The sequence below is a fragment of the Cupriavidus sp. GW823-FHT07B10 genome, from assembly GCF_058794355.1.
This window is the reverse complement of the sequence record NZ_JBXAGS010000012.1, coordinates 133344-154229: the sequence shown is the minus strand read 5'-3', so window position 1 is coordinate 154229 and position 20886 is coordinate 133344. Positions and strand designations below refer to the sequence as shown.

The window sequence follows — 20886 nt, the reverse complement described above, 5'->3', positions numbered from 1 at the left end:
GTCGGTTAGCCGCTCAGGCCGTCAGCAGCCGCGCGGCGTCGCGCGCGAAATAGGTCAGGATGCCGTCGGCGCCGGCGCGGCGGAAGGCCAGCAGCGATTCCATCATCACCTTGTCGTGGTCCAGCCAGCCGTTCTGCGCGGCGGCCTTGAGCATCGCGTATTCGCCGCTGACCTGGTAGACGTAGGTGGGGAAGCGGAACTCGTCCTTCACGCGGCGCACGATGTCCAGGTACGGCATGCCGGGCTTGACCATCACCATGTCGGCGCCTTCCAGGATGTCCTGTGCCACCTCGCGCAGGGCCTCGTCGGTATTGGCCGGATCCATCTGGTAGGTCATCTTGTTGCCCTTGCCCAGGTTGGCGGCCGAGCCCACCGCGTCGCGGAAGGGGCCGTAGAACGCCGACGCATACTTGGCCGAGTACGCCATGATGCGCGTATGGATATGGCCGTTGTCTTCCAGCGCGGTGCGCACCGCGCCGATGCGGCCATCCATCATGTCGGACGGGGCCACGATGTCGACACCGGCTTCGGCCTGTGCCAATGCCTGGCGCACCAGGATCTCGACGGTCACATCGTTGATGACGTAGCCGTTGTCGTCCAGCACACCGTCCTGGCCGTGGCTGGTGTACGGGTCGAGCGCCACGTCGCAGAGCACGCCGAGCTCGGGGAAGCGGTCCTTGAGCGCGCGCACGGCACGTGGCACCAGGCCCTCGGGGTTGGTGGCCTCGATGCCGTCCGGCGTCTTCAGCGACGGGTCGATCACCGGGAACAGCGCGATCACCGGGATGCCCAGCTTGACGCAGTCTTCGGCCACCGGCATCAGCAGGTCGACCGACACGCGCTCGACGCCCGGCATCGACGCCACCGCCTGGCGCTGGTTCTGGCCGTCAAGGATGAAGACGGGGTAGATCAGGTTGTCCGGCGACAGGCGATGCTCGCGCATCATGCGGCGGGAGAAATCATCGCGGCGCATGCGGCGCGGGCGGTATTCGGGGAAGGTGGACATGGCGGGCTTCTTGACTGTAGGGCTGGACAGGAAAGCGGGCCGGCAAGCACGGCGCGCGCGGCAAAGCGCGGTCCAAAGCCGCTGGCCGAAGAAAAACTAAACTTTTGAGCGTGCCCGCTATCATACTCGCGGACACTTTGCGTTGCGCCCTGCGTGGCGCGGTGTCCCCCGCTACTCCTCCCTGAGCGGGTACCCGCCCCAGCGGCGGGAAAGTTTGTCCCCGTTGCTTGCAGCGGGGCTTTTTTTTTGCGTGCTGACCTGGTGATTACTCTGCGGGATCGGCAGCAGGCGGCTCGCTCTTCTCCGCTGCGGACCGGGCTTCGGCCTTCTGCGCTTCCGGCAGGTTGAGCCAGCCGGCGATCACGCCCTGCGCCTCTTCGATGCCGCGGCGCTTCAGGCTGGAGAAGAGCTGTGCCGTCATCGGCACCGGTGTTTCCATCTGCTCGGCGTAGCCCTGCAGCATCTTGCGGGTCTCGCGCAGCGCCTTGGCGTTGTCGCTGTTGGTCAGCTTGTCGGCCTTGGTCAGCAGCACGTGGATGGGGCGCCCCGTCGGCAGGAACCACTCCACCATCTGGCAATCGAGATCCGTGAACGGACGGCGCGCGTCCATCATCAGGATCAGGCCGGACAGTTGCTGGCGCGTCTGCACATAGTCGCTCAGCAGCCCCTGCCAGTGGTACTTGGCCGAGCCCGAGACCTCGGCATAGCCGTAGCCGGGCAGGTCGACCAGGAAGGCGAGCGGGTCGGGCGCCTTGACCGGCGCCACCGAGAAATAGTTGATGTGCTGCGTGCGCCCGGGGGTGCGCGACGAGAACGCCAGCCGCTTCTGGTTGCACAGGATGTTGATGGCCGTGGACTTGCCGGCGTTGGAGCGGCCGGCGAACGCCACCTCCGGCACGGCCGTGGCGGGCAGGTCGCGCAGGTGGTTCACGGTGATGAAGAAGCGGGCCTGGTGAAGAAGGGACATGCGCTAGAGCGGTGGGGCGGGCCGCGGAGGCTGTGCGCATTGCGCATGCCGGGGCCGGGGTCTCGCCAGGGTGGGATGGCTGGCGGCCTGGGCCGCCCGCCGGGGTTGATCTGGCGCAGCCCGAAAGGGGCATGACAAGGCGCAAGGCATCAATCCGGCACATAACTTATTGTACAATACGCCGGTTTACGGTCTCCTGAACGGGTGACGCGTGGCATCCATGGCCGCGTGCCTCGGCTGCCGTCGTCCGGGCGGGAAGCCTAGTGTGTCGTTCCATCGTGGGCAGGGCCTTTGCCCCGCATTGCGCGTTGCACCGGAGGGTGCGGCGGCTGCGGGAGCGGGCTGGCGGGGTCTGCCGCCACGGCCAGCGCTTTGCGGATCGGTCAGCCGCGCGCGGGTCGCCACGATACCAGCCTTTGCACCGGCGCGTCCTCACCGCCGGCAAAGCGCCGGGGCGGCACGCATCACGGTATCCAAAACAATTCAGAGAAGGTGTGCGAATGAACCGCATTGCGAAGATTCTGGGTGTCCTGGCTTTGGCCGTTCCTGCCGCCGCCCTTTCCGGAATGGCATCTGCCGCAGAGCAGGCCGCCGCAAAGGCTGACCCGGCCAAGGGTGAAACGCTGTACACGCAAGGTGCCCCCGACCGCAATGTGCCCGCCTGCCTGAGCTGCCACGGCGCCGCCGGCAACAGTGCCGCCGCCGCCAACCCGAAGCTGGCCGCCCAGCATCCCGAGTACGTCCACAAGCAGCTGGCCGACTTCAAGTCCAAGGCACGCAACAACGCGATCATGGTGCCGATGGCGTCGGTGCTGACTGACGAGGAAATGCGCAACGTCGGCGCCTACCTGGCCAAGCAGTCGCTCAAGCCGGCCACCGCCAAGAACAAGGACACCATCGAAGCCGGCCAGAAGATCTACCGCGGCGGCATCGCAGCCAAGGGCGTGCCCGCCTGCGCCGCCTGCCACGGTCCTACTGCGGCCGGCATCCCCGCCCAGTACCCGCGCATCGGCGGCCAGTGGGCGGACTATACCGAGGCACAACTGGTGGCATTCCGCCAGGGCACCCGCAAGAACAACCCGGTCATGACGACCATCGCCGCCAAGATGTCGGATGCCGAGATCAAGGCGGTGGCGGATTACGTCGCCGGAGTTCGATAACGATTCCGCGACTCCGCTGGCGCCCGCCAGGCGCCGGCGCGTTGGTTTGGCGGTCCCCCGTTCCGGCGGGGGGCCGCGGCATGCAACCGAACGCGCCTGTCACAATCGAAAAGGGTGGCCTGCTTGCCAAAGCATGTCCGCCCTTTTTTCATTTCCAGCCGCACGTTGTTTTAGGTTTCCCTGCACATGTCGACCGCTTCCACTTCAGGGCTGCACCTGAAGACCTCTCACCGCGTGCTGCGCGACGCGGTCGAATTGTTGTCCTCGATGCGCTTCGCGATCGCGCTGCTGACGGTGATCTCCATCGCCAGCGTGATCGGCACCGTGCTCAAGCAGAACGAGCCGTATCCCAACTACGTCAACCAGTTCGGGCCGTTCTGGGCCGATGTGTTCCACACGCTGTCGCTGCAGAAGGTCTACGGTTCCTGGTGGTTCCTGCTGATCCTGGCCTTCCTGGTGGTGTCGACCAGCCTTTGCCTGATCCGCAATGCGCCCAGGATGGTGGCGGACATGCGCTCGTGGAAGGACCATGTGCGCGAGCGCAGCCTGCGCGCCTTCCATCACCGCGGCGAATTCGACGGCGCGCGCCCGCGCACCGAGGCGGTGAGCCGCCTGTCGGCCCTGCTGCGCAACCGCGGCTACCGCCTCAAGGCGGTCGAGCATGACGGCGCCACCCTGCTGGCGGCCAAGGCCGGCGCGGCCAACAAGGCCGGCTATATCCTGGCGCACACCGCCATCGTGGTGATCTGTATTGGCGGCCTGCTGGACGGCGACCTGCTGATCCGCGCGCAGATGTGGCTGGGCGGCAAGACCCCGATCAGCGGCAACGCGGTCATCAGCGAGATCCCGCCGCAGCACCGGCTGTCGGCGAGCAACCCGGGCTTTCGCGGCAACGCCTACGTGCCCGAGGGCTCGACCGTCTCCACCGCTATCCTGAACATCTCGGACGGCGCGCTGGTGCAGGACCTGCCTTTCGCGATCACGCTCAAGAAGTTCAAGGTCGATTTCTACGAGACCGGCATGCCCAAGCTGTTTGCCTCGGACGTGATCGTGACCGACCGCGCCACCGGCAAGCAGACCGAGGCCACCATCAAGGTGAACGAGCCGCTGATCGTCGACGGCATCGCCATCTACCAGTCCAGCTTCGAGGACGGCGGCTCGCGCCTGAAGTTCGTCGGCTACCCGATGCAGGGCAGCGGCCACGCCACCTTCACCATCGATGGCGCGGTGGGCGGCAACAAGCCGCTGGCGGGCACCGGCACCAACGCCGACAGCGATGGCCTGACGGTCGAGTTCAGCGACTTCCGGCTGATGAATATCGAGAACGTCACCGATGCCTCGGGCAAGCCCGACGCGCGTGGCGTGGCGCGCAAATCGTTCAACGAGACCCTGGAAAAGCACCTGGGCGCCGCCGCCAGCACCGACCGCGCCAAGACGCTGCGCAATGTCGGCCCGTCGGTGCAGTACAAGCTGCGCGACCGCACCGGCCAGGCGCGCGAGTTCAACAACTACATGGTGCCGGTGCAGATGGACGGCCAGTCGGTGTTCCTGGCCGGCATGCGTGAATCGCCCAGCGAACCATTCCGCTATCTGCGCATCCCCGCCGACGACCAGGGCAGCGTGGCCGACTGGATGCGCCTGCGCGCCGCGCTGCAGGACCGCGCGCTGCGCGGCGAAGCCGCGCGTCGCTTTGCGCTGGCGTCGATGCCGGGCGATGACAAGGCCGACCTGCGCCGCCAGCTGGCCGAAAGCTCGCTGCGTGCGCTCGACCTGTTCGCCGGCGCCACGCGGCCCACGCCGGATTCGCCCCCGGGCGGTTTCACCGCGATCGCCGCCTTTCTCGAGAAATCCGTGCCCCCGGCCGAGCAGCAGAAGGCCGCCGACGTGCTCCTGAAGATCCTGAACGGTTCGATGTGGGAGCTGTGGCAGCTGGCGCGCGCCCAGGACAAGCTGCCGGTGGTGGCCAACAGCGCCCAGAGCGGCACCTTCCTGCAGCAGGCCATCAACGCGCTGTCGGACAGTTTCTTCTACGGCGCGCCGGTGTTCCTGCAGCTCGACGACTTCAAGGAGATCAAGGCCAGCGTGTTCCAGCTGACCCGTGCGCCGGGCAAGAACATCGTGTATCTTGGCTGTCTGCTGCTGGTGCTGGGCGTGTTCGCGATGTTCTATATCCGCGAGCGCCGGGTCTGGATCTGGGTGAAAGACAAGCCCGCCGAGGGCGACACCGAGCCTGGCAGCCATGTGCTGATGGCGATGTCGACCCAGCGCCGCACGATGGATTTCGAAAAGGAATTCACGGCGCTGCGTGACGATATCGGCCGCGCCGCAGGGGGCCGCAGCGAGGCGCCCGAGCCCGCCGGCACCCCCCACTGAATTGAGCAGGTACGCTATGTCCTCAAATGTGAACCAGGCCGGTCCCGCCATGCGCGGCACCACGCGCGCCGACACCGGCGCTGACGAGGCCTATCTCGAACCTTCCTTCCTGCGCCGCCTGACCTGGGTGGACTGGCTCTTTGCGCTGGCGCTGGCGGTTGGCGCCGGCGTGGCGCTGTCGCAATACGGGCAGTGGATGGATGGCTACGACAAGGCCGTGCTGATCGGCGCCGTGCCTACCTTCGCGCTGCTCGGCTGGCACTGGAAGGCGGTGCGCCCGCTGATGCTGGCGCTCACCGCGCTGTCGCTGTTCGCGATCCAGCTCTACCAGGGGCAGCTGGCGCGCGCGGACCAGGCCTTCTTCCTGAAGTACTTCCTGTCGAGCCAGTCGGCCATCCTGTGGATGAGCGCGCTGGTGTTCCTGTCCACGCTGTTCTACTGGCTCGGGCTGGCGGCGCGCTCGAACACGGGCTACAGCATCGGCAGCAAGCTGTGCTGGGGCGCGGTGGTGCTGGGCTTCACCGGCCTGCTGGTGCGCTGGTACGAGTCCTACCTGATCGGCACGGACATCGGCCACATCCCCATTTCCAACCTCTATGAAGTGTTCGTGCTGTTCACGCTGATCACTTCGCTGTTCTACCTCTACTACGAAGGCCGCTACGCCACGCGCGCGCTGGGTCCGTTCGTGATGCTGGTGGTGTCGGCCGCGGTGGGCTTCCTGCTGTGGTACACGGTCAGCCGCAATGCGCAGGAGATCCAGCCGCTGGTGCCGGCGCTGCAAAGCTGGTGGATGAAGATCCACGTGCCGGCCAACTTTATCGGCTACGGCACCTTTGCGCTGGCGGCGATGGTCTCGGTGGCCTACCTGCTCAAGCAGCGCGGCATCCTGGCCGAACGCCTGCCATCGCTGGAACTGCTCGATGATGTGATGTACAAGGCCATTGCAGTCGGCTTTGCCTTCTTCACCATCGCCACCATCCTGGGCGCGCTGTGGGCGGCCGAGGCCTGGGGCGGCTACTGGAGCTGGGACCCGAAGGAAACCTGGGCGCTGATCGTCTGGCTGAACTACGCGGCGTGGCTGCACATGCGGCTGATGAAGGGCCTGCGCGGCACGGTGGCGGCCTGGTGGGCGCTGGTCGGCCTGCTGGTGACGACCTTTGCGTTCCTGGGCGTCAACATGTTCCTGTCGGGCCTGCACAGCTACGGCGAACTGTGACGCGGCGCCATGCTGCAATGCAAGAACCTGCCTCCGGGCAGGTTTTTTTTCGTCTTTTTTCAATTTTTCTGGATGCCCATGGAATAAAGGCGTCACATCCGGTGTTTACTTGAGGAGCGGTGCCGGCTGGCGGCACCGGTTTGCATGGAGAACAAGATCATGGCACGTGTGCGTCTTACCACTGCAGCATCCCTCGTTCGTCCCGCCGCGCTCGCGCTCGGCTGTGCGGCTGTCCTGCTCGCCGGTTGTTCCGGCATGGGCCTGGGCGGTGGCGGCGGCGCCGGCAACTTGCCGCCCACGGTGAAGGTGACCAGTGGCGTGCTGACCGATCCGCAGGGCCTGACGCTGTACACCTTCGACCGCGACACCGCCGGCAGCGGCAAGAGCGCCTGCAATGGCCCGTGCGCCACCAACTGGCCGCCGCTGATGGCCGCGCCTGGCAGCAATGCGTCGGGCCAGTACACCATCATCACGCGCGATGACGGCGGCAAGCAGTGGGCGTACCGCGGCATGCCGCTGTACCGCTTTGCCAAGGACGCCAAGCCGGGCGACCGCACCGGCGACAACCTCAACAACGTCTGGCACGTGGCCAAGCCCTGACGCTTCGGCAGCCACCGCAGCCACGGCATGGAAGGGTTTGACGGCCAGCTCGTCGCGCTGGCGCCGCGGCTGCGGCGCCATGCGCGCGGCCTCACCGGCGACGCGGCGCTGGCCGACGACCTGGTGCAGGACACGCTCGAGCGCGCGCTGCGCTACCGCTGGCGCTTCCGCCTGCGCCCCGGCGCCTGGTGGGGCGACGGCGCCGATGGCCTGCTGCCGTGGTTGCTGACCCTGATGCACCGCCTGCGCCTGAATACCGTGCGCAGGAAGGAACTGGTGGTCACCACCGAGACGCTGCCCGAGGTCAGCGCCCCCGCTGACGACCCCGGCCTGCGCCGCGACCTGGTGCAGGCGCTGGCGCAACTGCCGGAGGCGCAGCGCGCGGTGCTGCTGCTGGTCAGCCTGGAACAACTGACGTACGCCGAGGCCGCGCGCGTGCTCGATATTCCGCAGGGCACGGTGATGTCGCGCCTGGCGCGGTCGCGCGAGCAGATGCGGCGGCTGCTCGACGGCAAGGCGCCCGCTGCCGTGCCGGCAGCTTCCGGCAAGCCCCTGCAGCGGGTGAAATGATGTCCGCCATCCACGAAGCCGATCTACATGCCTACGCCGATGGCCAGCTTTCCGGCGCGCGGCGCGCCGCCGTGGAGGCGTACCTGGCGCAGCACCCGGAGGCGGCGGCACAGGTCGCAGTCTGGCGCAGGCAGGCCGATGCCCTGCACGGGGCGCTGGATCCCGTACTGAACGAACCCGTACCGCTCGCGGCCTTGCCGCCGGGGCTGCACGGAGATCGCAAGCGCAATGCCGCGCGAACCAGGCCGCGATGGGCGATGGCGCTGGCGGCCACCTGCGCGTCGGTGGCGCTGCTGGCGGTGGGCGGCGCTCTCGGCTGGCTGGCGCATGACCGCCTTGGCGGCAGCACGCTGGTGCTGGCGCCCGGCGAGCGCTTTGCGCGCGAGGCGCTGGCGACGCACGCGGTCTACGCTCCGGAAATGCGCCACCCGGTTGAAGTCGCGGCGACGGAAGAGGCCCATCTGATCGCATGGCTGTCCAAGCGCCTGGGCACGGCGCTGCAGGTGCCGGACCTGCGCGCGCAGGGCTTCCACCTGATTGGCGGCCGCCTGGGCGTGGCCGAAGGCGGCCCGTCGGCCATCCTGATGTATGAAGCGGACGACGGTACGCGCCTGTCGCTGCAGTTGCGGCGCATGGCACAGGGCACGCCCGATACGGGCTTCCGCGTCGAGCGCATGCCAGGCGCAGGCTCCAGGCGGCCAGCCGCCGGCCGCGACCCGATGATGGCCTTCTACTGGATCGACCGCGACCTGGGCTTTGCGCTGGCGGGCCCGCTGGAGCGGGCGCGGCTGCTCACGGTGGCTCAGATGGTGTACCAGCAATACCAGGGCGGATAGCCGCGCGCGAGGTGCAGGCGGCACATTGCGTGCGCCTGGCGCCTCATGACCCGCGGCATTCCGACGCAGGCACAAAAAACTGTCAGGACTGGCCAGCACTCTCCGACCAAGGCCAGAGTCCAATCCTGCAAGCGTGTGGGCGCGACCGGCGCCGGCACGGCCAGGCAACGAGGAAAACCATGCTGATCCCTTCCCCCAAATGGCTGCGCGGCGGCGATATCGCCGCCGGCGAGGTCACGCCCCGTCACGTCTTCGAAGCGCGCCGCCGCATGCTGGCGCTGGCCGCGGCCGGCGCAGCCGGCAGCACGCTGGCGCCGTGGTTTGCGCGCCAGGCCCTGGCGCAGGGGCAGCACGGCCAGAAGCTGGCCGCCACGCCCAACAACGCCTATGTCATCACCGACAAGCGCACGCCCTTCGAGGACGTCACCACCTACAACAACTTCTACGAATTCGGCACCGACAAGTCCGACCCGGCGCGCAACGCCGGCACGCTGCGCCCGCGCCCATGGCAGGTGTCGGTGGAGGGGCTGGTGAAGAAGCCCAAGGTCTATGACCTGGACGAGCTGATGAAGCTGGCGGCAATGGAAGAGCGCGTCTACCGCCTGCGCTGCGTGGAGGGTTGGTCGATGGTGATCCCGTGGGTCGGCTACCCGCTGGCCGAGCTGATCCGGCGCGTCGAGCCGCAGCCTGGTGCCAGGTACATCCAGTTCATCACGCTGGCCGACAAGAAGCAGATGCCCGGCGTCAGCAGCGGCGTGCTCGACTGGCCGTACAGCGAGGGCCTGCGCATGGACGAGGCCATGCACCCGCTGGCGCTGCTGACCTTCGGCCTGTACGGCGAGGTCCTGCCCAACCAGAACGGCGCGCCGGTGCGCATGGTGGTGCCGTGGAAGTACGGCTTCAAGAGCGCCAAGTCGATCGTGAAGATCCGCTTTGTCGACAAGCAGCCGCCCACCAGCTGGAACCTGGCCGCGCCGCAGGAATACGGCTTCTATTCGAACGTGAATCCGGACGTGGACCATCCGCGCTGGAGCCAGGCCACCGAGCGCCGCATCGGCGAGGAGCGCGGCAGCGGCTTTGGCGCGTTGTTCGCACCCAAGCGCAAGACCCTGCCGTTCAATGGCTACGGCCAGCAGGTGGCGTCGCTGTACCAGGGCATGGACCTGAAGAAGTTCTTCTGATGCAAGGCGAGCGCATGGCTACCTCTTCCACCAGCGCCGCCGCCGTGGCGGCGCGCAAGCCGGCCGGCCTGGCCACGCTGTCGCCGCAGCGCGTGCGCGCGCTCAAGCTTGCGGTCTGGCTGCTGGCGCTGCTGCCGTTCGTACGGCTGCTGTACCTGGGTGCCACGGAGCAGTTCGGCGCCAATCCGCTTGAATTCGTGACGCGCTCCACCGGCACCTGGACGCTGGTGATGCTGTGCCTGACGCTGACCATCACCCCGATGCGCCGCCTCACTGGCTGGAACTGGCTGATCAAGCTGCGGCGCATGCTGGGCCTGTTCGCGTTCTTCTACGGCCTGCAGCACTTCCTGCTGTGGATCGGGGTGGACCGCGGCTTTGACCTCGCCTACATGATCAAGGACGTGTACAAGCGGCCCTTCATCACGGTGGGTTTCACCGCCTTCATGCTGATGATTCCGCTGGCGCTGACTTCCACCAATGGCATGGTGCGCTGGCTGGGCGGCAAGCGCTGGCAGGCGCTGCACAAGCTGGTCTATGCGATCGCGGTGCTGGCCATCCTGCACTACTGGTGGCACAAGGCGGGCAAGAACGACTTTGGCGAAGTGTCGATCTATGCGGCGGTGGTGTTCGTGTTGCTGGGGATGCGGCTGTGGTGGCGGCTGCGCAAGCCCGCGGGGGCGCGCCAGCCCGCCGCGTAGGCGGGCCGGGCTTGGGGTCTTAGTCCTGCAGCAGGCGCTCGTCGCGGAACAGGTCCTCGACCAGTTCGCGCTCGCGCACCAGGTGCACGCTGGCGCCATCGACCATCACTTCGGCGGCGCGCGGACGGGTGTTGTAGTTGGAGCTCATGGTGAAGCCGTAGGCGCCGGCCGACATCACTGCCAGCAGGTCGCCCGGCTGCACCGCGAGCGCGCGGTCGCGGCCGAGCCAGTCACCGGATTCGCACACCGGGCCGACGATGTCGTAGGTCGCCGCTTGCGCGTCGCGCAGCACCACCGGCTCGATGCGGTGGTAGGCCTCGTACATGGCCGGGCGTGCCAGGTCGTTCATGGCGGCATCGACGATGCAGAAGTTCTTGGCCGCGCCGGGCTTGAGGAACTCCACCTGCGTCAGCAGCACGCCGGCGTTGCCCACCAGCGAGCGGCCCGGCTCGAACAGCACCTCGCGGTGGCCGTGGCCGCGCGCGGCCACGCGTTCCAGCAGCGTGGTGGCAAAGCCGGTGATGTCCGGCGGGGTTTCGTCGGTGTAGGTGATGCCCAGGCCGCCGCCCACGTCGATATGCTCCAGGCGGATGCCGTCGCGCTCGAGCGCCTCGACTACGTCCAGCACCTTGTCCAGTGCTTCCAGATAGGGCTCGACCTCGGTGATCTGCGATCCGATATGGCAGTCGATGCCAGTCACTTCCAGATGCGGCAGCGCGGCCGCGGCGCGGTAGGTCGGCAGCACGTCCTCGAAGGCGATGCCGAACTTGTTGCCCTTCAGGCCGGTGGAGATATACGGGTGCGTCTTGGCATCCACGTCCGGGTTGATGCGCAGCGACACGCGCGCACGCTTGCCCACGCGGCCGGCCACTTCGTTGAGGCGGTCCAGCTCGGGGATCGACTCGACATTGAAGCAACGCACGTCATGTGCCAGCGCCAGTTCCATTTCCGCCGCGCTCTTGCCCACGCCCGAGAACACTACCTTGCGCGGGTCGCCGCCGGCGGCCAGCACGCGCTTGAGTTCGCCGCCCGAGACGATGTCGAAGCCGGCGCCGAGCTTGGCAAACACCTGCAGCACCGCCAGGTTGGAGTTTGCCTTCATGGCGTACTGGACCTGCGCCTTGCGGCCCTGGCAGGCGGCGGCGTAGGCCTGGTAGGCAGCGGTCAGCGCCGCGCGCGAGTACACATAGGTGGGCGTGCCGAATTCAGCGGCGATGCGCGCCAGCGGCACCTGCTCGACGGCAAGCGCGCCGTCCTGGCGATGGAAAAATGCGGTCATGGTTATCGGGTGGTGGGGGCGGCAGGAGACGAGGCCGGCTGCGCGGCGGGGGCAGGGGTGGCGGGCGGGCCCGGCATGGCATCGGCGCGGCCCAGGCCCGGATCCGTCACGGTCGGCGGGGTCGGCTCGGGCGGCACTTTGGGCATGGTCAGCGGCCCGCGGATGCCGCATCCGCCCAGTAGGGGCATCGCAAGGGCGGCGGCAAACGCCGATACAATCGCAACACGACGCAGCATCGGGTCGTCCTTTAGGCTGTTGGCAAGGCGTTGGATGGTCCGACGCGCAACGGCCGGGCATCCGAAGGATTCTTAACAAAAAAAGCCGTTCGCGCCACGTACGCCCGGTCCGGGCAGCGGCGGCAACGGCGGTCTCGGAGTTTAGCATGCCCCCCTTGAGCGAAAGCGAGTTCCTGGCCCTGGCCACGCAGGAGCTGGACCGCATCGAAGCCACGGTCGAGGCGGCCGCCGACGCGGCCGACGCCGATATTGAGATCAGCCGCACCGGCAACGTGATGGAGCTGGAGTTCGAGAACGGCACCAAGATCATCATCAACAGCCAGGCGCCGATGCAGGAACTGTGGGTGGCCGCGCGCGCCGGCGGCTTCCACTTCCGCCGCGACGGCGAGCGCTGGATCGACACCCGCAACGGCGGCGAGCTGTACGCGGCGCTGTCGGGCTACGTCAGTGAGCAGGCCGGCGCGGCCCTCACGCTGGGCTGACGCAAAGCCTGCCTGGCGGGCAAAAGAAAAGCCGGCCTCGTGGGCCGGCTTTCTGCTGTCTGGCGGCCGTGATCAGGCGCCGCCGAACATCTCCAGGATCTTCTTCTTCTCGGTCTCGGTGTCGGCCGGCGCGTTGGTCGACTCCTCCGGCTTGCCCGGCCACGGATCGCCCAGGCCCACCGAAGCCACCCCGGCGCCGCCGGCGTTCTCTTCGAAGGTCCAGTCGCCGCCCACCATCAGCACGCCTTCCGGCGCCGGGCGCTCGGGCGACTCCGGCACGCCCTTGAGCGCCTTGCTCATGTAGCCGACCCAGATCGGCAGCGCCAGGCCGCCACCGGTTTCGCGCACGCCCAGGCTCTTGGGCTGGTCGTATCCCATCCAGGCGATCGCCACCAGGTTGGGCGTGTAGCCGGCGAACCAGGCATCGACCGCGTCGTTGGTGGTGCCGGTCTTGCCCGCCAGGTCGTTGCGGCCCAGGCGCTGCTTGGCGCTGTTGGCGGTGCCTATGCGCACCACGTCGCGGAGCATGGTGTCGGCGAGAAAGGCGGTGCGTGCATCAAGCACGCGCACGGCGTCGGTGCCGGCGCGTTGCGGCTGGGTTTCGGAGATCACGTTGCCGCGCGCGTCCACCACCTTCTGGATCAGGTACGGGTTGATGCGGTAGCCGCCGTTGGCGAACACCGAGTACGCGCCCGCCATCTGCAGCGGCGTCACGGCGCCAGAGCCCAGCGCCATCGGCAGGTAGGCCGGGTGCTTGTCGGCCTCGAAGCCGAAGCGCGTGATGTAGTCCTGCGCGTACTGCGTGCCGATCGCGCGCAGGATCCGCACCGAGACCAGGTTCTTGGACTTGGCCAGCGCGCGGCGCATGGTCATCGGGCCCTCGAAGCGGCCGTCATAGTTCTTCGGTTCCCACACCTGGCCGCCGGTATCGGGGCCGATCGTCAGCGGTGCGTCGTTGATCACCGTGGCCGGCGAGAAGCCCTTTTCCAGCGCGGCCGAGTAGATGAACGGCTTGAAGCTGGAACCCGGCTGGCGCCAGGCCTGGGTCACGTGGTTGAACTTGTTGCGGTTGAAGTCGAAGCCGCCCACCATCGAACGGATCTCGCCGTCCTGCGGGTTGATCGACACGAACGCCGCGGCCACTTCCGGCAGCTGGGTCACCGACCAGTTGCCCTTCTCGTCCTGGGTCACGCGGATGACCGCGCCGGGGCGCATCTTCATCTTGGGTTGCGCATTGGACGACAGCGACGGCGCGATAAAGCGCAGCGCCGAGCCCTCGATGGTTGCCACTTCGCCCGACAGCAGCGTCGCCTTCACCTGCCTGGCCGACACGCTGGTGACCACGGCCGAGCGCAGGTCGCCGCTGCCCGGGTGCTCGACCAGCGCATCGTCGATGGCCTGCTCGCGCTCGGCCGGGTCGGAAGGCAGGTCGATAAAGGCCTCGGGGCCGCGGTAGCCGTGCTTGCGCTCGTAGTTCATGATGCCGGAGCGCACCGACTCATAGGCGGCGTCCTGGTCCGGCTTGGTCAGCGTGGTGTAGACCGTCAGGCCGCGCGTGTAGGTTTCTTCGCGGTACTGCGCGTACATCAGCTGGCGCACGATCTCGGCGACGTACTCGGCGTGGGTCGAGAACTCGTTGCCCTCGGTGCGCACCTTCAGCTCGGCATGCACGGCCTGCTCGTACTGGTCGGGCGTGATATAGCCCAGGTCGCGCATGCGCTGCAGGATGTACTCCTGGCGCACCTTGGCGCGGCGCGGGTTGACCACCGGGTTGTACGCCGACGGCGCCTTGGGCAGGCCGGCCAGCATGGCGGCCTCGGCCGGCGTCACGTCGCGCACCGACTTGCCGAAATACACGCGCGCGGCGCTGTCGAAGCCGTAGGCGCGCTGCCCCAGATAGATCTGGTTCATGTACAGCTCGAGGATCTGGTCCTTGTTCAGGTTGGCCTCGATCTTGTACGCCAGCAGCATCTCGTAGATCTTGCGCGTGTAGGTCTTTTCGCTGGACAGGAAGAAGTTGCGCGCCACCTGCATGGTGATGGTGGAGGCGCCCTGCGACAGCCCGCCGCGCAGGTTGGCCAGCCCGGCGCGCAGCACGCCGACGAAGTCGACGCCGCCGTGCTCGTAGAAGCGGTCGTCCTCGATCGCCAGGACCGCCTTTTTCATCACGTCCGGAATCTCGGCGATGGGCACGAAGTTGCGTCGCTCTTCGCCGAATTCGCCGATCAGCACATTGTCCGCGGTATAGATGCGAAGCGGGATCTTGGGCCGGTAGTCGGTGATGGTGTCCAGCGAAGGCAGGTTGGGCGCGGCCACCAGCAGCGCGTAGCCGAGCAGCAGCGCAATCACGACGGCACCGGCGACAACCAGTCCGACCGCCCAGAACATGAGCCGCGTCCAGATCGGACGGCGGGCAGGGTGGGACGGCTTGTGTTGTGCGGTGGCCATAAGGGAAATACCTAGTCAGGGGTGCCCGGGATTATATCTTCCGGCATCGGCCCGCCCGGGCGTACAGTGGTGCGGGCGCCGCTATCGCGCTGTTACAAGATGTAATGTGGCGAATGCGTGCACGCACGGCGCTGTTGCGTGCAGCTAAAGGGGTGCGGGCAGGCGCACAAGCGCCCACGGAAGGGAACCCGACGACCGTGGGGTTTTGGCAACGGATTGGTGAGGGGCTTCTCAAAAAGAACTCGGCGCCAGTTCGGCACATTGCCACCGATGCTGGATTTTGTGAGAATCGACCAACATAAAAGAGCAAACGTTTCATTCAAGAAACAAGGCTCGCCCGATTAGAGCGTTCAAGCCAGGGGCGAGTTCAAAAGTCAGGGGGTCACCTTGCGTCGGGGCATTTTGTCGGGGCTTCTACGCCGGACTACGGTCGGTGTGGATATCGGGTCGTCCAGTGTCAAGGTAGTCGAGCTGTCCGTAGGGGGCAGCAGGCAAGACTATCGGCTGGAAAAATGCGCCAGCGAACTGCTGGACCGCAACGCCGTTGCCGATGGCAACGTCATCAATATCGAGGCCGTCGGGATCGCGCTCAGACGCGCGCTGGGCAAGGCCGGCATCCGTTCGAAGGACGTGGTGCTGGGCGTGCCGTCCATGCTGACGGAGTCACAGACGGTCAGCCTGCCGGACAACCTGTCCGACGACGAGCTGTATTCCCAGGTCGAATCCGAGGCGCACCGGCTCTATCCGCCGTCGCAGGCGGTCAACTTCGACTTCGCCGTGATCGGCCCCAGCGAGACCGAGGGCGGTATCGGGGTGCGCGTCACGGCGGCCAACAGCGACCGCGTGCAGGAGCGCGTGACCGCGGCCGAGATGGCGGGGCTCAAGCCCCAGGTCATGGATGTCGAGGAATACGCGGTGCAGCGCTCGATCGTGCAGATGCTGGGCGTGCCGCACGAGATGCCCGAGGCCGATGCGCGCGCGCTGCCGGTGGTGGCGGTGATCCATCTGGGCGGCAGCCGTTCCAAGGCGATCTTCTACCAGGGCTGGAAGGAACTCTACGAGCAGCCGCTGAACAGCTACGGCGACCAGCTCACGCAGAGTGCGGCGCGCATGTTCACCCTCGACGCGCTCAAGGCCGAGATCAAGAAGCGCAAGAACACGCTGCCTGAAGCCTGGCGCGCGCAGCTGCTCAAGCCGTCGCTGGATGCACTGGCGATGGAAGCGCAGTCCGCGGTCGGCAACTTCATCGCCAGTTCCAGCCTGGGCCGGGTCGACGAGATCCTGCTCTCGGGCGGACATGCGTCGCTGCTCGGCGTGCAATCGGCAATCCAGCACCAGACCAAGATCACCACCACGCTGGCGAACCCGTTCGCCAACATGGCGACCAACGCCAAGGTCAACGAACGCTACCTGCAGCGCGACTTGCCGGCGTACATCGTCAGTGCCGGCCTGGCCTTGCGCGGCCTGCAATAACGCACCGGAGGCATCAGATGTCTACGAACACACTGCCTTCGGTCAACCTGCTGCCTTACCACGAAGCCCGCAAGGCAGCACGCCGCAAGAAGGTCTATACGATGCTGGCCGGTGCCGCGGTGGCTGGCGCTGCCGTGGTGCTGCTGGGCGGCTTCTATATCGACGGGCGCATCGCTTCGGTGGTCGCGCTCAACCAGGTATTGAGCACTGAGAACGCCAGGCTGGACGGGCAGATCCGCGAGGTCAACAGCCTGAAGAAGGACATCGACGCGCTGCTGCAGCGCCAGAAGGCGGTTGAAAGCCTGCAGACCGAGCGCAACCGCCCGGTGCAGCTGCTTGAGGAACTGGTGCGGCAGGTGCCGGAGGGCGTCTACCTGACCAGCCTGAAGCAGACCGGCGAGGCCTTCACCATCGCGGGCGTGGCGCAGTCCAACGAGCGCATTTCCGAGCTGCTGCGCAACCTGAGCGGGGTGGCCTGGCTGGACAAGGCCGAACTGGTCGAATCCAAGGCCGTCACCATGACCAACAACCTGCGCGAGCAGCGCCGCTTGTTCGACTTCTCGATGCGCTTCGCGTACCGCGCGCCGGAAGCGGCGACCGACGGCAAGAAGACCGTGCCGGGCGCCTCCGCACCCGCAGCCGCCCCAGTTCCCGCACCCGCAGCCGGAAAGGCCTGACCATGGCGCTCAATACTGAAATCAACCTGGCCGACCTGACCGGCCAGTTCCGCGGGCTCAACCTGAGCGAACCGGAGACGTGGCCGGCCGCGCCGCGTGTGCTGTTCGCGGTGCTGGCCGCGGCCGTGGTGCTGGTGCTGGGCTGGCAGTTCTACTGGAGCGCCAGGTTCGACGAACTCGACCGCCAGCGCCAGGAGCAGGAAAGCCTGAAGCAGGCGTACCAGTCCAAGGTGGCGCAGGTGGCCAACCTGGACGCGCTGCGCGAGCAGAAGAAGCAGGTGGAGCAGCGCGTGGCGCTGCTGGAGCGGCAGCTGCCCAACAAGGCCGAGATGGATGCACTGCTGGCCGACGTCAATCACGCCGGTGTCGCACGGGGGCTGCAGTTCGAGCTGTTCAAGCCGCAGGGGGCGGTGATCAAGCCCTATTTCGCCGAGATCCCGGTGAACCTGCGCGTGACCGGGCGCTACCACGAGGTGGCGCAGTTCAATGCCGACGTGGCGGCCCTGTCGCGGATCGTGTCGATGCAGAACCTGCAGCTGGCCAATACCAAGGAAGGCGGGATGTCGATGGAGGCGGTGGCGATGGCCTACCGCGCGCTCGACCCGGACGAGCAGGCCGCGCAGCGCAAGGCCGCGGCAGCCGCTGCGGCAGCCAAGGCAGGAGGTGCCAAATGAGCCGCACCGCCCGTACCCGCAGCCTCTCCTGGACCACGGCGGCGCCACGCACGTTCGCGGCGGCGGCGCTGGCTGTCGGCCTGCTGGGCGCCTGCGGCGCCAGCGATGAAGACGCCTTGCGCCAGTGGATGGATGCCACCCGCAGCGCGCGCGCCAAGCCGCCCGAGCCGCTGCCCGACGCCCGGCCCTATGTGCCGCGCGAGTACGCCGCAGCCAAGGCGCCCGAGCCGTTCGCGCAGGCCAAGATCGGCGAGCTGAACAAGACGCTCGCGGATTCGCCCGAAGCCGGGCGGCGCCGCGAGCCGCTGGAGGACTACCCGCTCGAGAACTTCAAGATGCTCGGGATGATGAAGAAGCACGGGGAGACCTTCGGCATCGTGCGGGTTGATAACAAGATCCACCATATCAAGGTGGGTCAGTATCTCGGCCAGAGCTATGGCCGGGTGGTCCGCATCACCGATCAGGAGATCGTGCTGCGCGAATTGGTCCGGGAGGGGGTATCAGAGTGGAAAGAGAAAATGACCAGCCTGAAGCTGGAGGTGGCGGCATGACCCTCGCGCGCTGGTACCGTGCGCTCGCGGGCGCCGCAAGAATGGCGATGGCGCTGTTGCTGGTGATTGCCGCACCGGCCGCGCTGGCACAAAGCAACCGCATCAAGTCGGTTGACGTCAGCATGGTCGGGGAGCAGACCGTGTTCACGATCGAGCTCGAACGGCCGCTGGCGCAGAAGCCGGCGGACTTCACCACGCAGAACCCGGCACGGCTCGCGATCGATTTCTTCGATACCGGCTTTGCCAACCGGCGCGCGCAGTACGACTACGGCGGCAAGCTGGTCAAGTCAGCCAACGTAGTGCAGATCGGCGACCGTACCCGCGTGATCCTCGACCTCACGCGCAACGCCACCTATCGCACCGACCAGCGCGGCAACTACTTCGTGGTGGCGCTGGATAACGTGGCGCCGGCGCTCAAGAACGCTGCGCCCACGTTTGCGCCGGCTGCGACGCCTGCGGCCGCGGCGGCGCGGCCGTCGGTGCGCAATGTCGACTTCCGCCGCGGTGCCGATGGCGCCGGGCGCGTGGTGGTGGACCTGTCCTCGCGCGACTCGGGCATCAACATCGCGCAGCAGGGCAAGAATATCGTGGTCGATTTCCTCGGCACCACGCTGCCTGACAACCTGCGGCGGCGCTTCGACGTCAGCGACTTCGGCACGCCGGTGCAGGGCATGCACGCCTCGGACACCAACGGCAACGCGCGCCTGACGATCGAGCCGCGCGGCAACTGGGAATACAGCTCTTACCAGACCGATACCCAGTTCGTGGTCGAGGTGCGCCCGGTCAAGGAAGACCCGACCAAGCTGATCAGTGGCCCGGGCTACCGCGGCGAGCGCCTGTCGCTGAACTTCCAGAACATCGACATCCGTTCGCTGCTGCAGGTGTTTGCCGATTTCACCAACCTGAACATCATCACCAGCGAAAGCGTGCAGGGCAACCTGACGCTGCGCCTGAAGGATGTGCCGTGGGACCAGGCGCTGCAGATCGTGATGGATGCCAAGGGCCTGGCCTCGCGCCGCAACGGCAATGTGCTGTGGGTGGCGCCAAAGGCGGAGCTGCAGACCAAGGAGAAGCTGGAACTGGAGTCGCAGCAGCAGATCAATGACCTGGAGCCGATCCGCAGCCAGGTGTTCCAGCTCAACTACCAGCGTGCCGAAGACGTGCGCAAGATGCTGCTCGGCATGGGGGCGGGCGGCGGTGCCGTGGCCGCCGTCAGTACCGCCGGGTCGGCGGGCGCCAGCGCGCGCATGCTGTCCAGGCGCGGTTCGCTGACGGCCGATGCGCGCACCAACCAGCTCTTCGTCTCGGATATCGCCAGCAAGCTGGAAGAGGTGCAGAACTTCATCGGCAAGATCGACATCCCGGTGCGCCAGGTGATCATCGAGGCGCGCATCGTCGAGGCCACCGACTCGTTCAGCCGCAACCTGGGTGTGAAGCTGGGCTTTGCCGGGCAGTACAACAACGCCCGCGTCGGCAACACGTACAACAATGTGCTGCCCGGGGCGACCTCCGACAACGGCCCGTTCCTGAGCCTGCCTGCCGGCGCCATCAACGGCACCAACCCGGCCAATATCGCGGTCAGCCTGTTCAACAGCGCCGCCACCAAATTCCTGGCACTGGAGTTGTCGGCGCTGGAAGCGGATGGCAAGGGCAAGATCATCTCCAGCCCGCGCGTGGTCACGGCCAACAACATCAAGGCGCTGATCGAGCAGGGTACCGAGCTGCCATACCAGGCGGCGACCTCCAGCGGTGCGACCTCGGTGCAGTTCCGCAAGGCCAACCTGAAGCTGGAAGTGACGCCGCAGATCACGCCCGAAGGCAATGTGCTGCTCGATGTGGACGTGAACAAGGACAGCGTCGGCATCCAGACCACTTCCGGCTTTGCCATCGACACCAAGCACGTGCAGACCCAGGTGCTGGTGGAGAACGGCGGCACGGTGGTGATCGGCGGCATCTACACCCAGACCGAGTCCAACGAAACCGACAAGGTGCCGCTGCTGGGTGATATCCCGGTGCTGGGCTACCTGTTCAAGAACAACGCCAAGGTGCGCAACCGCACCGAGCTGCTGGTGTTCCTGACCCCGCGCATCCTGAACGAGAGCGTGTCGCTCCGGTAGGGACATGGCGTCCGGAGGACGCCGGATACAGTAGACTGGCAGGCCGCATCGAGGGATGCGGCCTTTTTTTGCGCGCCGCGGGGGGCGGAGACGGCCCGGGACGGGCCAGCCATGTGGGCCATGCCGCATTCGCCACTTGCCGGCCGCGCCACAACATAAGAAGATGATGCAGTTCCCAACCGGGGAGGACGGCCCGCATGCCGCGCTCCCGAACGACAGTCCAGTGACAGCCTCAGCGACAGGCCCGGCGGCACAGCGCCAGGCCCAGGATCGGCGCGATGCCGATCGATCTGACTCCGAGCGACCGGAATCCGATCGACCCAACCTCTTTTTCGTCGGCCT

Annotated in this window: 19 protein-coding genes; 14 read left to right on the top strand and 5 right to left on the bottom strand. The window is 67.1% G+C overall.

Translation table 11 applies throughout. The features are described from left to right. Positions 1-13 precede the first annotated feature (13 nt). Complete coding sequence (hemB, locus tag AC1Q6V_RS23460; protein ID WP_010812369.1) at positions 14-1006, bottom strand: porphobilinogen synthase; 993 nt, start codon at positions 1004-1006, stop codon at positions 14-16. Between the two features lie 265 nt (positions 1007-1271). Beyond that, on the bottom strand, positions 1272-1973 hold the full coding sequence (gene yihA / locus AC1Q6V_RS23455; RefSeq protein WP_010812368.1) for a ribosome biogenesis GTP-binding protein YihA/YsxC: 702 nt from the start codon (positions 1971-1973) through the stop codon (positions 1272-1274). Positions 1974-2473: 500 nt separating this feature from the next. On the opposite strand from yihA, the gene AC1Q6V_RS23450 reads away from it, so the two are divergent. The 8 genes from AC1Q6V_RS23450 (at position 2474) to msrQ (ending at position 10607) form a co-directional block, all read left to right on the top strand. Then, on the top strand, positions 2474-3133 hold the full coding sequence (locus tag AC1Q6V_RS23450; RefSeq protein WP_010812367.1) for a c-type cytochrome: 660 nt from the start codon (positions 2474-2476) through the stop codon (positions 3131-3133). Positions 3134-3319: 186 nt separating this feature from the next. Further along, positions 3320-5506 carry a cytochrome c biogenesis protein ResB gene (locus AC1Q6V_RS23445; RefSeq protein WP_439668332.1) on the top strand — a complete coding sequence of 729 codons (2187 nt, stop codon included), beginning with the start codon at positions 3320-3322 and terminating at the stop codon, positions 5504-5506. 49 nt (positions 5507-5555) lie between these two features. Beyond that, positions 5556-6722 carry a c-type cytochrome biogenesis protein CcsB gene (gene ccsB, locus AC1Q6V_RS23440; RefSeq protein WP_136227831.1) on the top strand — a complete coding sequence of 389 codons (1167 nt, stop codon included), beginning with the start codon at positions 5556-5558 and terminating at the stop codon, positions 6720-6722. A 159-nt stretch (positions 6723-6881) separates the two neighbouring features. After that, on the top strand, positions 6882-7322 hold the full coding sequence (locus AC1Q6V_RS23435; protein WP_011616154.1) for a COG4315 family predicted lipoprotein: 441 nt from the start codon (positions 6882-6884) through the stop codon (positions 7320-7322). A gap of 27 nt (positions 7323-7349) precedes the next feature. Beyond that, on the top strand, positions 7350-7892 hold the full coding sequence (locus AC1Q6V_RS23430; protein WP_010812363.1) for an RNA polymerase sigma factor: 543 nt from the start codon (positions 7350-7352) through the stop codon (positions 7890-7892). Further along, a complete protein-coding gene (locus tag AC1Q6V_RS23425) occupies positions 7889-8728 on the top strand; it encodes an anti-sigma factor family protein (protein WP_010812362.1) in 840 nt (279 codons plus the stop codon). Before AC1Q6V_RS23430 ends, AC1Q6V_RS23425 begins: the two co-directional genes overlap by 4 nt. A gap of 179 nt (positions 8729-8907) precedes the next feature. After that, positions 8908-9909, top strand: a complete 1002-nt coding sequence (gene msrP / locus AC1Q6V_RS23420) for a protein-methionine-sulfoxide reductase catalytic subunit MsrP (protein ID WP_010812361.1) — start codon at positions 8908-8910, stop codon at positions 9907-9909. Further along, positions 9909-10607 carry a protein-methionine-sulfoxide reductase heme-binding subunit MsrQ gene (msrQ, locus tag AC1Q6V_RS23415; RefSeq protein WP_010812360.1) on the top strand — a complete coding sequence of 233 codons (699 nt, stop codon included), beginning with the start codon at positions 9909-9911 and terminating at the stop codon, positions 10605-10607. Before msrP ends, msrQ begins: the two co-directional genes overlap by 1 nt. Positions 10608-10626: 19 nt before the next feature. Here the strand turns inward: msrQ and lysA are convergent, their stop codons facing one another. Continuing rightward, positions 10627-11886 carry a diaminopimelate decarboxylase gene (gene lysA, locus AC1Q6V_RS23410; protein WP_010812359.1) on the bottom strand — a complete coding sequence of 420 codons (1260 nt, stop codon included), beginning with the start codon at positions 11884-11886 and terminating at the stop codon, positions 10627-10629. A gap of 2 nt (positions 11887-11888) precedes the next feature. Beyond that, positions 11889-12122 carry a hypothetical protein gene (locus AC1Q6V_RS23405; RefSeq protein WP_058698043.1) on the bottom strand — a complete coding sequence of 78 codons (234 nt, stop codon included), beginning with the start codon at positions 12120-12122 and terminating at the stop codon, positions 11889-11891. A 146-nt stretch (positions 12123-12268) separates the two neighbouring features. On the opposite strand from AC1Q6V_RS23405, the gene cyaY reads away from it, so the two are divergent. Then, entirely contained in the window at positions 12269-12604 is a 336-nt protein-coding gene (gene cyaY / locus AC1Q6V_RS23400) for an iron donor protein CyaY (RefSeq protein ID WP_010812358.1), read from the top strand. 72 nt (positions 12605-12676) lie between these two features. Here the strand turns inward: cyaY and AC1Q6V_RS23395 are convergent, their stop codons facing one another. Further along, positions 12677-15052, bottom strand: a complete 2376-nt coding sequence (locus AC1Q6V_RS23395; protein WP_081050290.1) for a penicillin-binding protein 1A — start codon at positions 15050-15052, stop codon at positions 12677-12679. Between the two features lie 402 nt (positions 15053-15454). On the opposite strand from AC1Q6V_RS23395, the gene pilM reads away from it, so the two are divergent. Genes pilM through AC1Q6V_RS23370 form a run of 5 tightly spaced genes read left to right on the top strand, consistent with a single transcriptional unit; the run spans position 15455 to position 20544 of the window. Further along, positions 15455-16525 (top strand): type IV pilus assembly protein PilM, encoded by a 1071-nt coding sequence (gene pilM, locus AC1Q6V_RS23390; RefSeq protein ID WP_454750854.1) that lies wholly within the window; start codon positions 15455-15457, stop codon positions 16523-16525. A 17-nt stretch (positions 16526-16542) separates the two neighbouring features. Then, positions 16543-17202, top strand: coding sequence for a PilN domain-containing protein (locus AC1Q6V_RS23385; protein ID WP_439671047.1), 660 nt, complete (start codon positions 16543-16545; stop codon positions 17200-17202). 2 nt (positions 17203-17204) lie between these two features. Continuing rightward, positions 17205-17876 carry a type IV pilus inner membrane component PilO gene (locus AC1Q6V_RS23380; RefSeq protein WP_010812354.1) on the top strand — a complete coding sequence of 224 codons (672 nt, stop codon included), beginning with the start codon at positions 17205-17207 and terminating at the stop codon, positions 17874-17876. Continuing rightward, positions 17873-18427: a pilus assembly protein PilP gene (locus AC1Q6V_RS23375; protein WP_010812353.1), complete on the top strand. Its 555-nt coding sequence runs from the start codon at positions 17873-17875 to the stop codon at positions 18425-18427. Before AC1Q6V_RS23380 ends, AC1Q6V_RS23375 begins: the two co-directional genes overlap by 4 nt. Further along, positions 18424-20544, top strand: coding sequence for a type IV pilus secretin PilQ (locus AC1Q6V_RS23370; protein WP_010812352.1), 2121 nt, complete (start codon positions 18424-18426; stop codon positions 20542-20544). Before AC1Q6V_RS23375 ends, AC1Q6V_RS23370 begins: the two co-directional genes overlap by 4 nt. Positions 20545-20886: the final 342 nt, after the last annotated feature.

Excerpts from the sequence above, each read along its gene's own strand:
- AC1Q6V_RS23395 (WP_081050290.1), bottom strand. The coding sequence starts at position 15,052 with ATGGCCACCGCACAACACAAGCCGTCCCACCCTGCCCGCCGTCCGATC.
- AC1Q6V_RS23450 (WP_010812367.1), top strand. The coding sequence starts at position 2,474 with ATGAACCGCATTGCGAAGATTCTGGGTGTCCTGGCTTTGGCCGTTCCT.
- AC1Q6V_RS23435 (WP_011616154.1), top strand. The coding sequence starts at position 6,882 with ATGGCACGTGTGCGTCTTACCACTGCAGCATCCCTCGTTCGTCCCGCC.
- AC1Q6V_RS23445 (WP_439668332.1), top strand. The coding sequence starts at position 3,320 with ATGTCGACCGCTTCCACTTCAGGGCTGCACCTGAAGACCTCTCACCGC.
- AC1Q6V_RS23375 (WP_010812353.1), top strand. The coding sequence starts at position 17,873 with ATGAGCCGCACCGCCCGTACCCGCAGCCTCTCCTGGACCACGGCGGCG.
- msrP (WP_010812361.1), top strand. The coding sequence starts at position 8,908 with ATGCTGATCCCTTCCCCCAAATGGCTGCGCGGCGGCGATATCGCCGCC.
- hemB (WP_010812369.1), bottom strand. The coding sequence starts at position 1,006 with ATGTCCACCTTCCCCGAATACCGCCCGCGCCGCATGCGCCGCGATGAT.
- msrQ (WP_010812360.1), top strand. The coding sequence starts at position 9,909 with ATGCAAGGCGAGCGCATGGCTACCTCTTCCACCAGCGCCGCCGCCGTG.
- lysA (WP_010812359.1), bottom strand. The coding sequence starts at position 11,886 with ATGACCGCATTTTTCCATCGCCAGGACGGCGCGCTTGCCGTCGAGCAG.
- AC1Q6V_RS23430 (WP_010812363.1), top strand. The coding sequence starts at position 7,350 with ATGGAAGGGTTTGACGGCCAGCTCGTCGCGCTGGCGCCGCGGCTGCGG.
- cyaY (WP_010812358.1), top strand. The coding sequence starts at position 12,269 with ATGCCCCCCTTGAGCGAAAGCGAGTTCCTGGCCCTGGCCACGCAGGAG.
- AC1Q6V_RS23370 (WP_010812352.1), top strand. The coding sequence starts at position 18,424 with ATGACCCTCGCGCGCTGGTACCGTGCGCTCGCGGGCGCCGCAAGAATG.
- ccsB (WP_136227831.1), top strand. The coding sequence starts at position 5,556 with ATGCGCGGCACCACGCGCGCCGACACCGGCGCTGACGAGGCCTATCTC.
- AC1Q6V_RS23385 (WP_439671047.1), top strand. The coding sequence starts at position 16,543 with ATGTCTACGAACACACTGCCTTCGGTCAACCTGCTGCCTTACCACGAA.
- AC1Q6V_RS23380 (WP_010812354.1), top strand. The coding sequence starts at position 17,205 with ATGGCGCTCAATACTGAAATCAACCTGGCCGACCTGACCGGCCAGTTC.
- AC1Q6V_RS23405 (WP_058698043.1), bottom strand. The coding sequence starts at position 12,122 with ATGCTGCGTCGTGTTGCGATTGTATCGGCGTTTGCCGCCGCCCTTGCG.
- AC1Q6V_RS23425 (WP_010812362.1), top strand. The coding sequence starts at position 7,889 with ATGATGTCCGCCATCCACGAAGCCGATCTACATGCCTACGCCGATGGC.
- yihA (WP_010812368.1), bottom strand. The coding sequence starts at position 1,973 with ATGTCCCTTCTTCACCAGGCCCGCTTCTTCATCACCGTGAACCACCTG.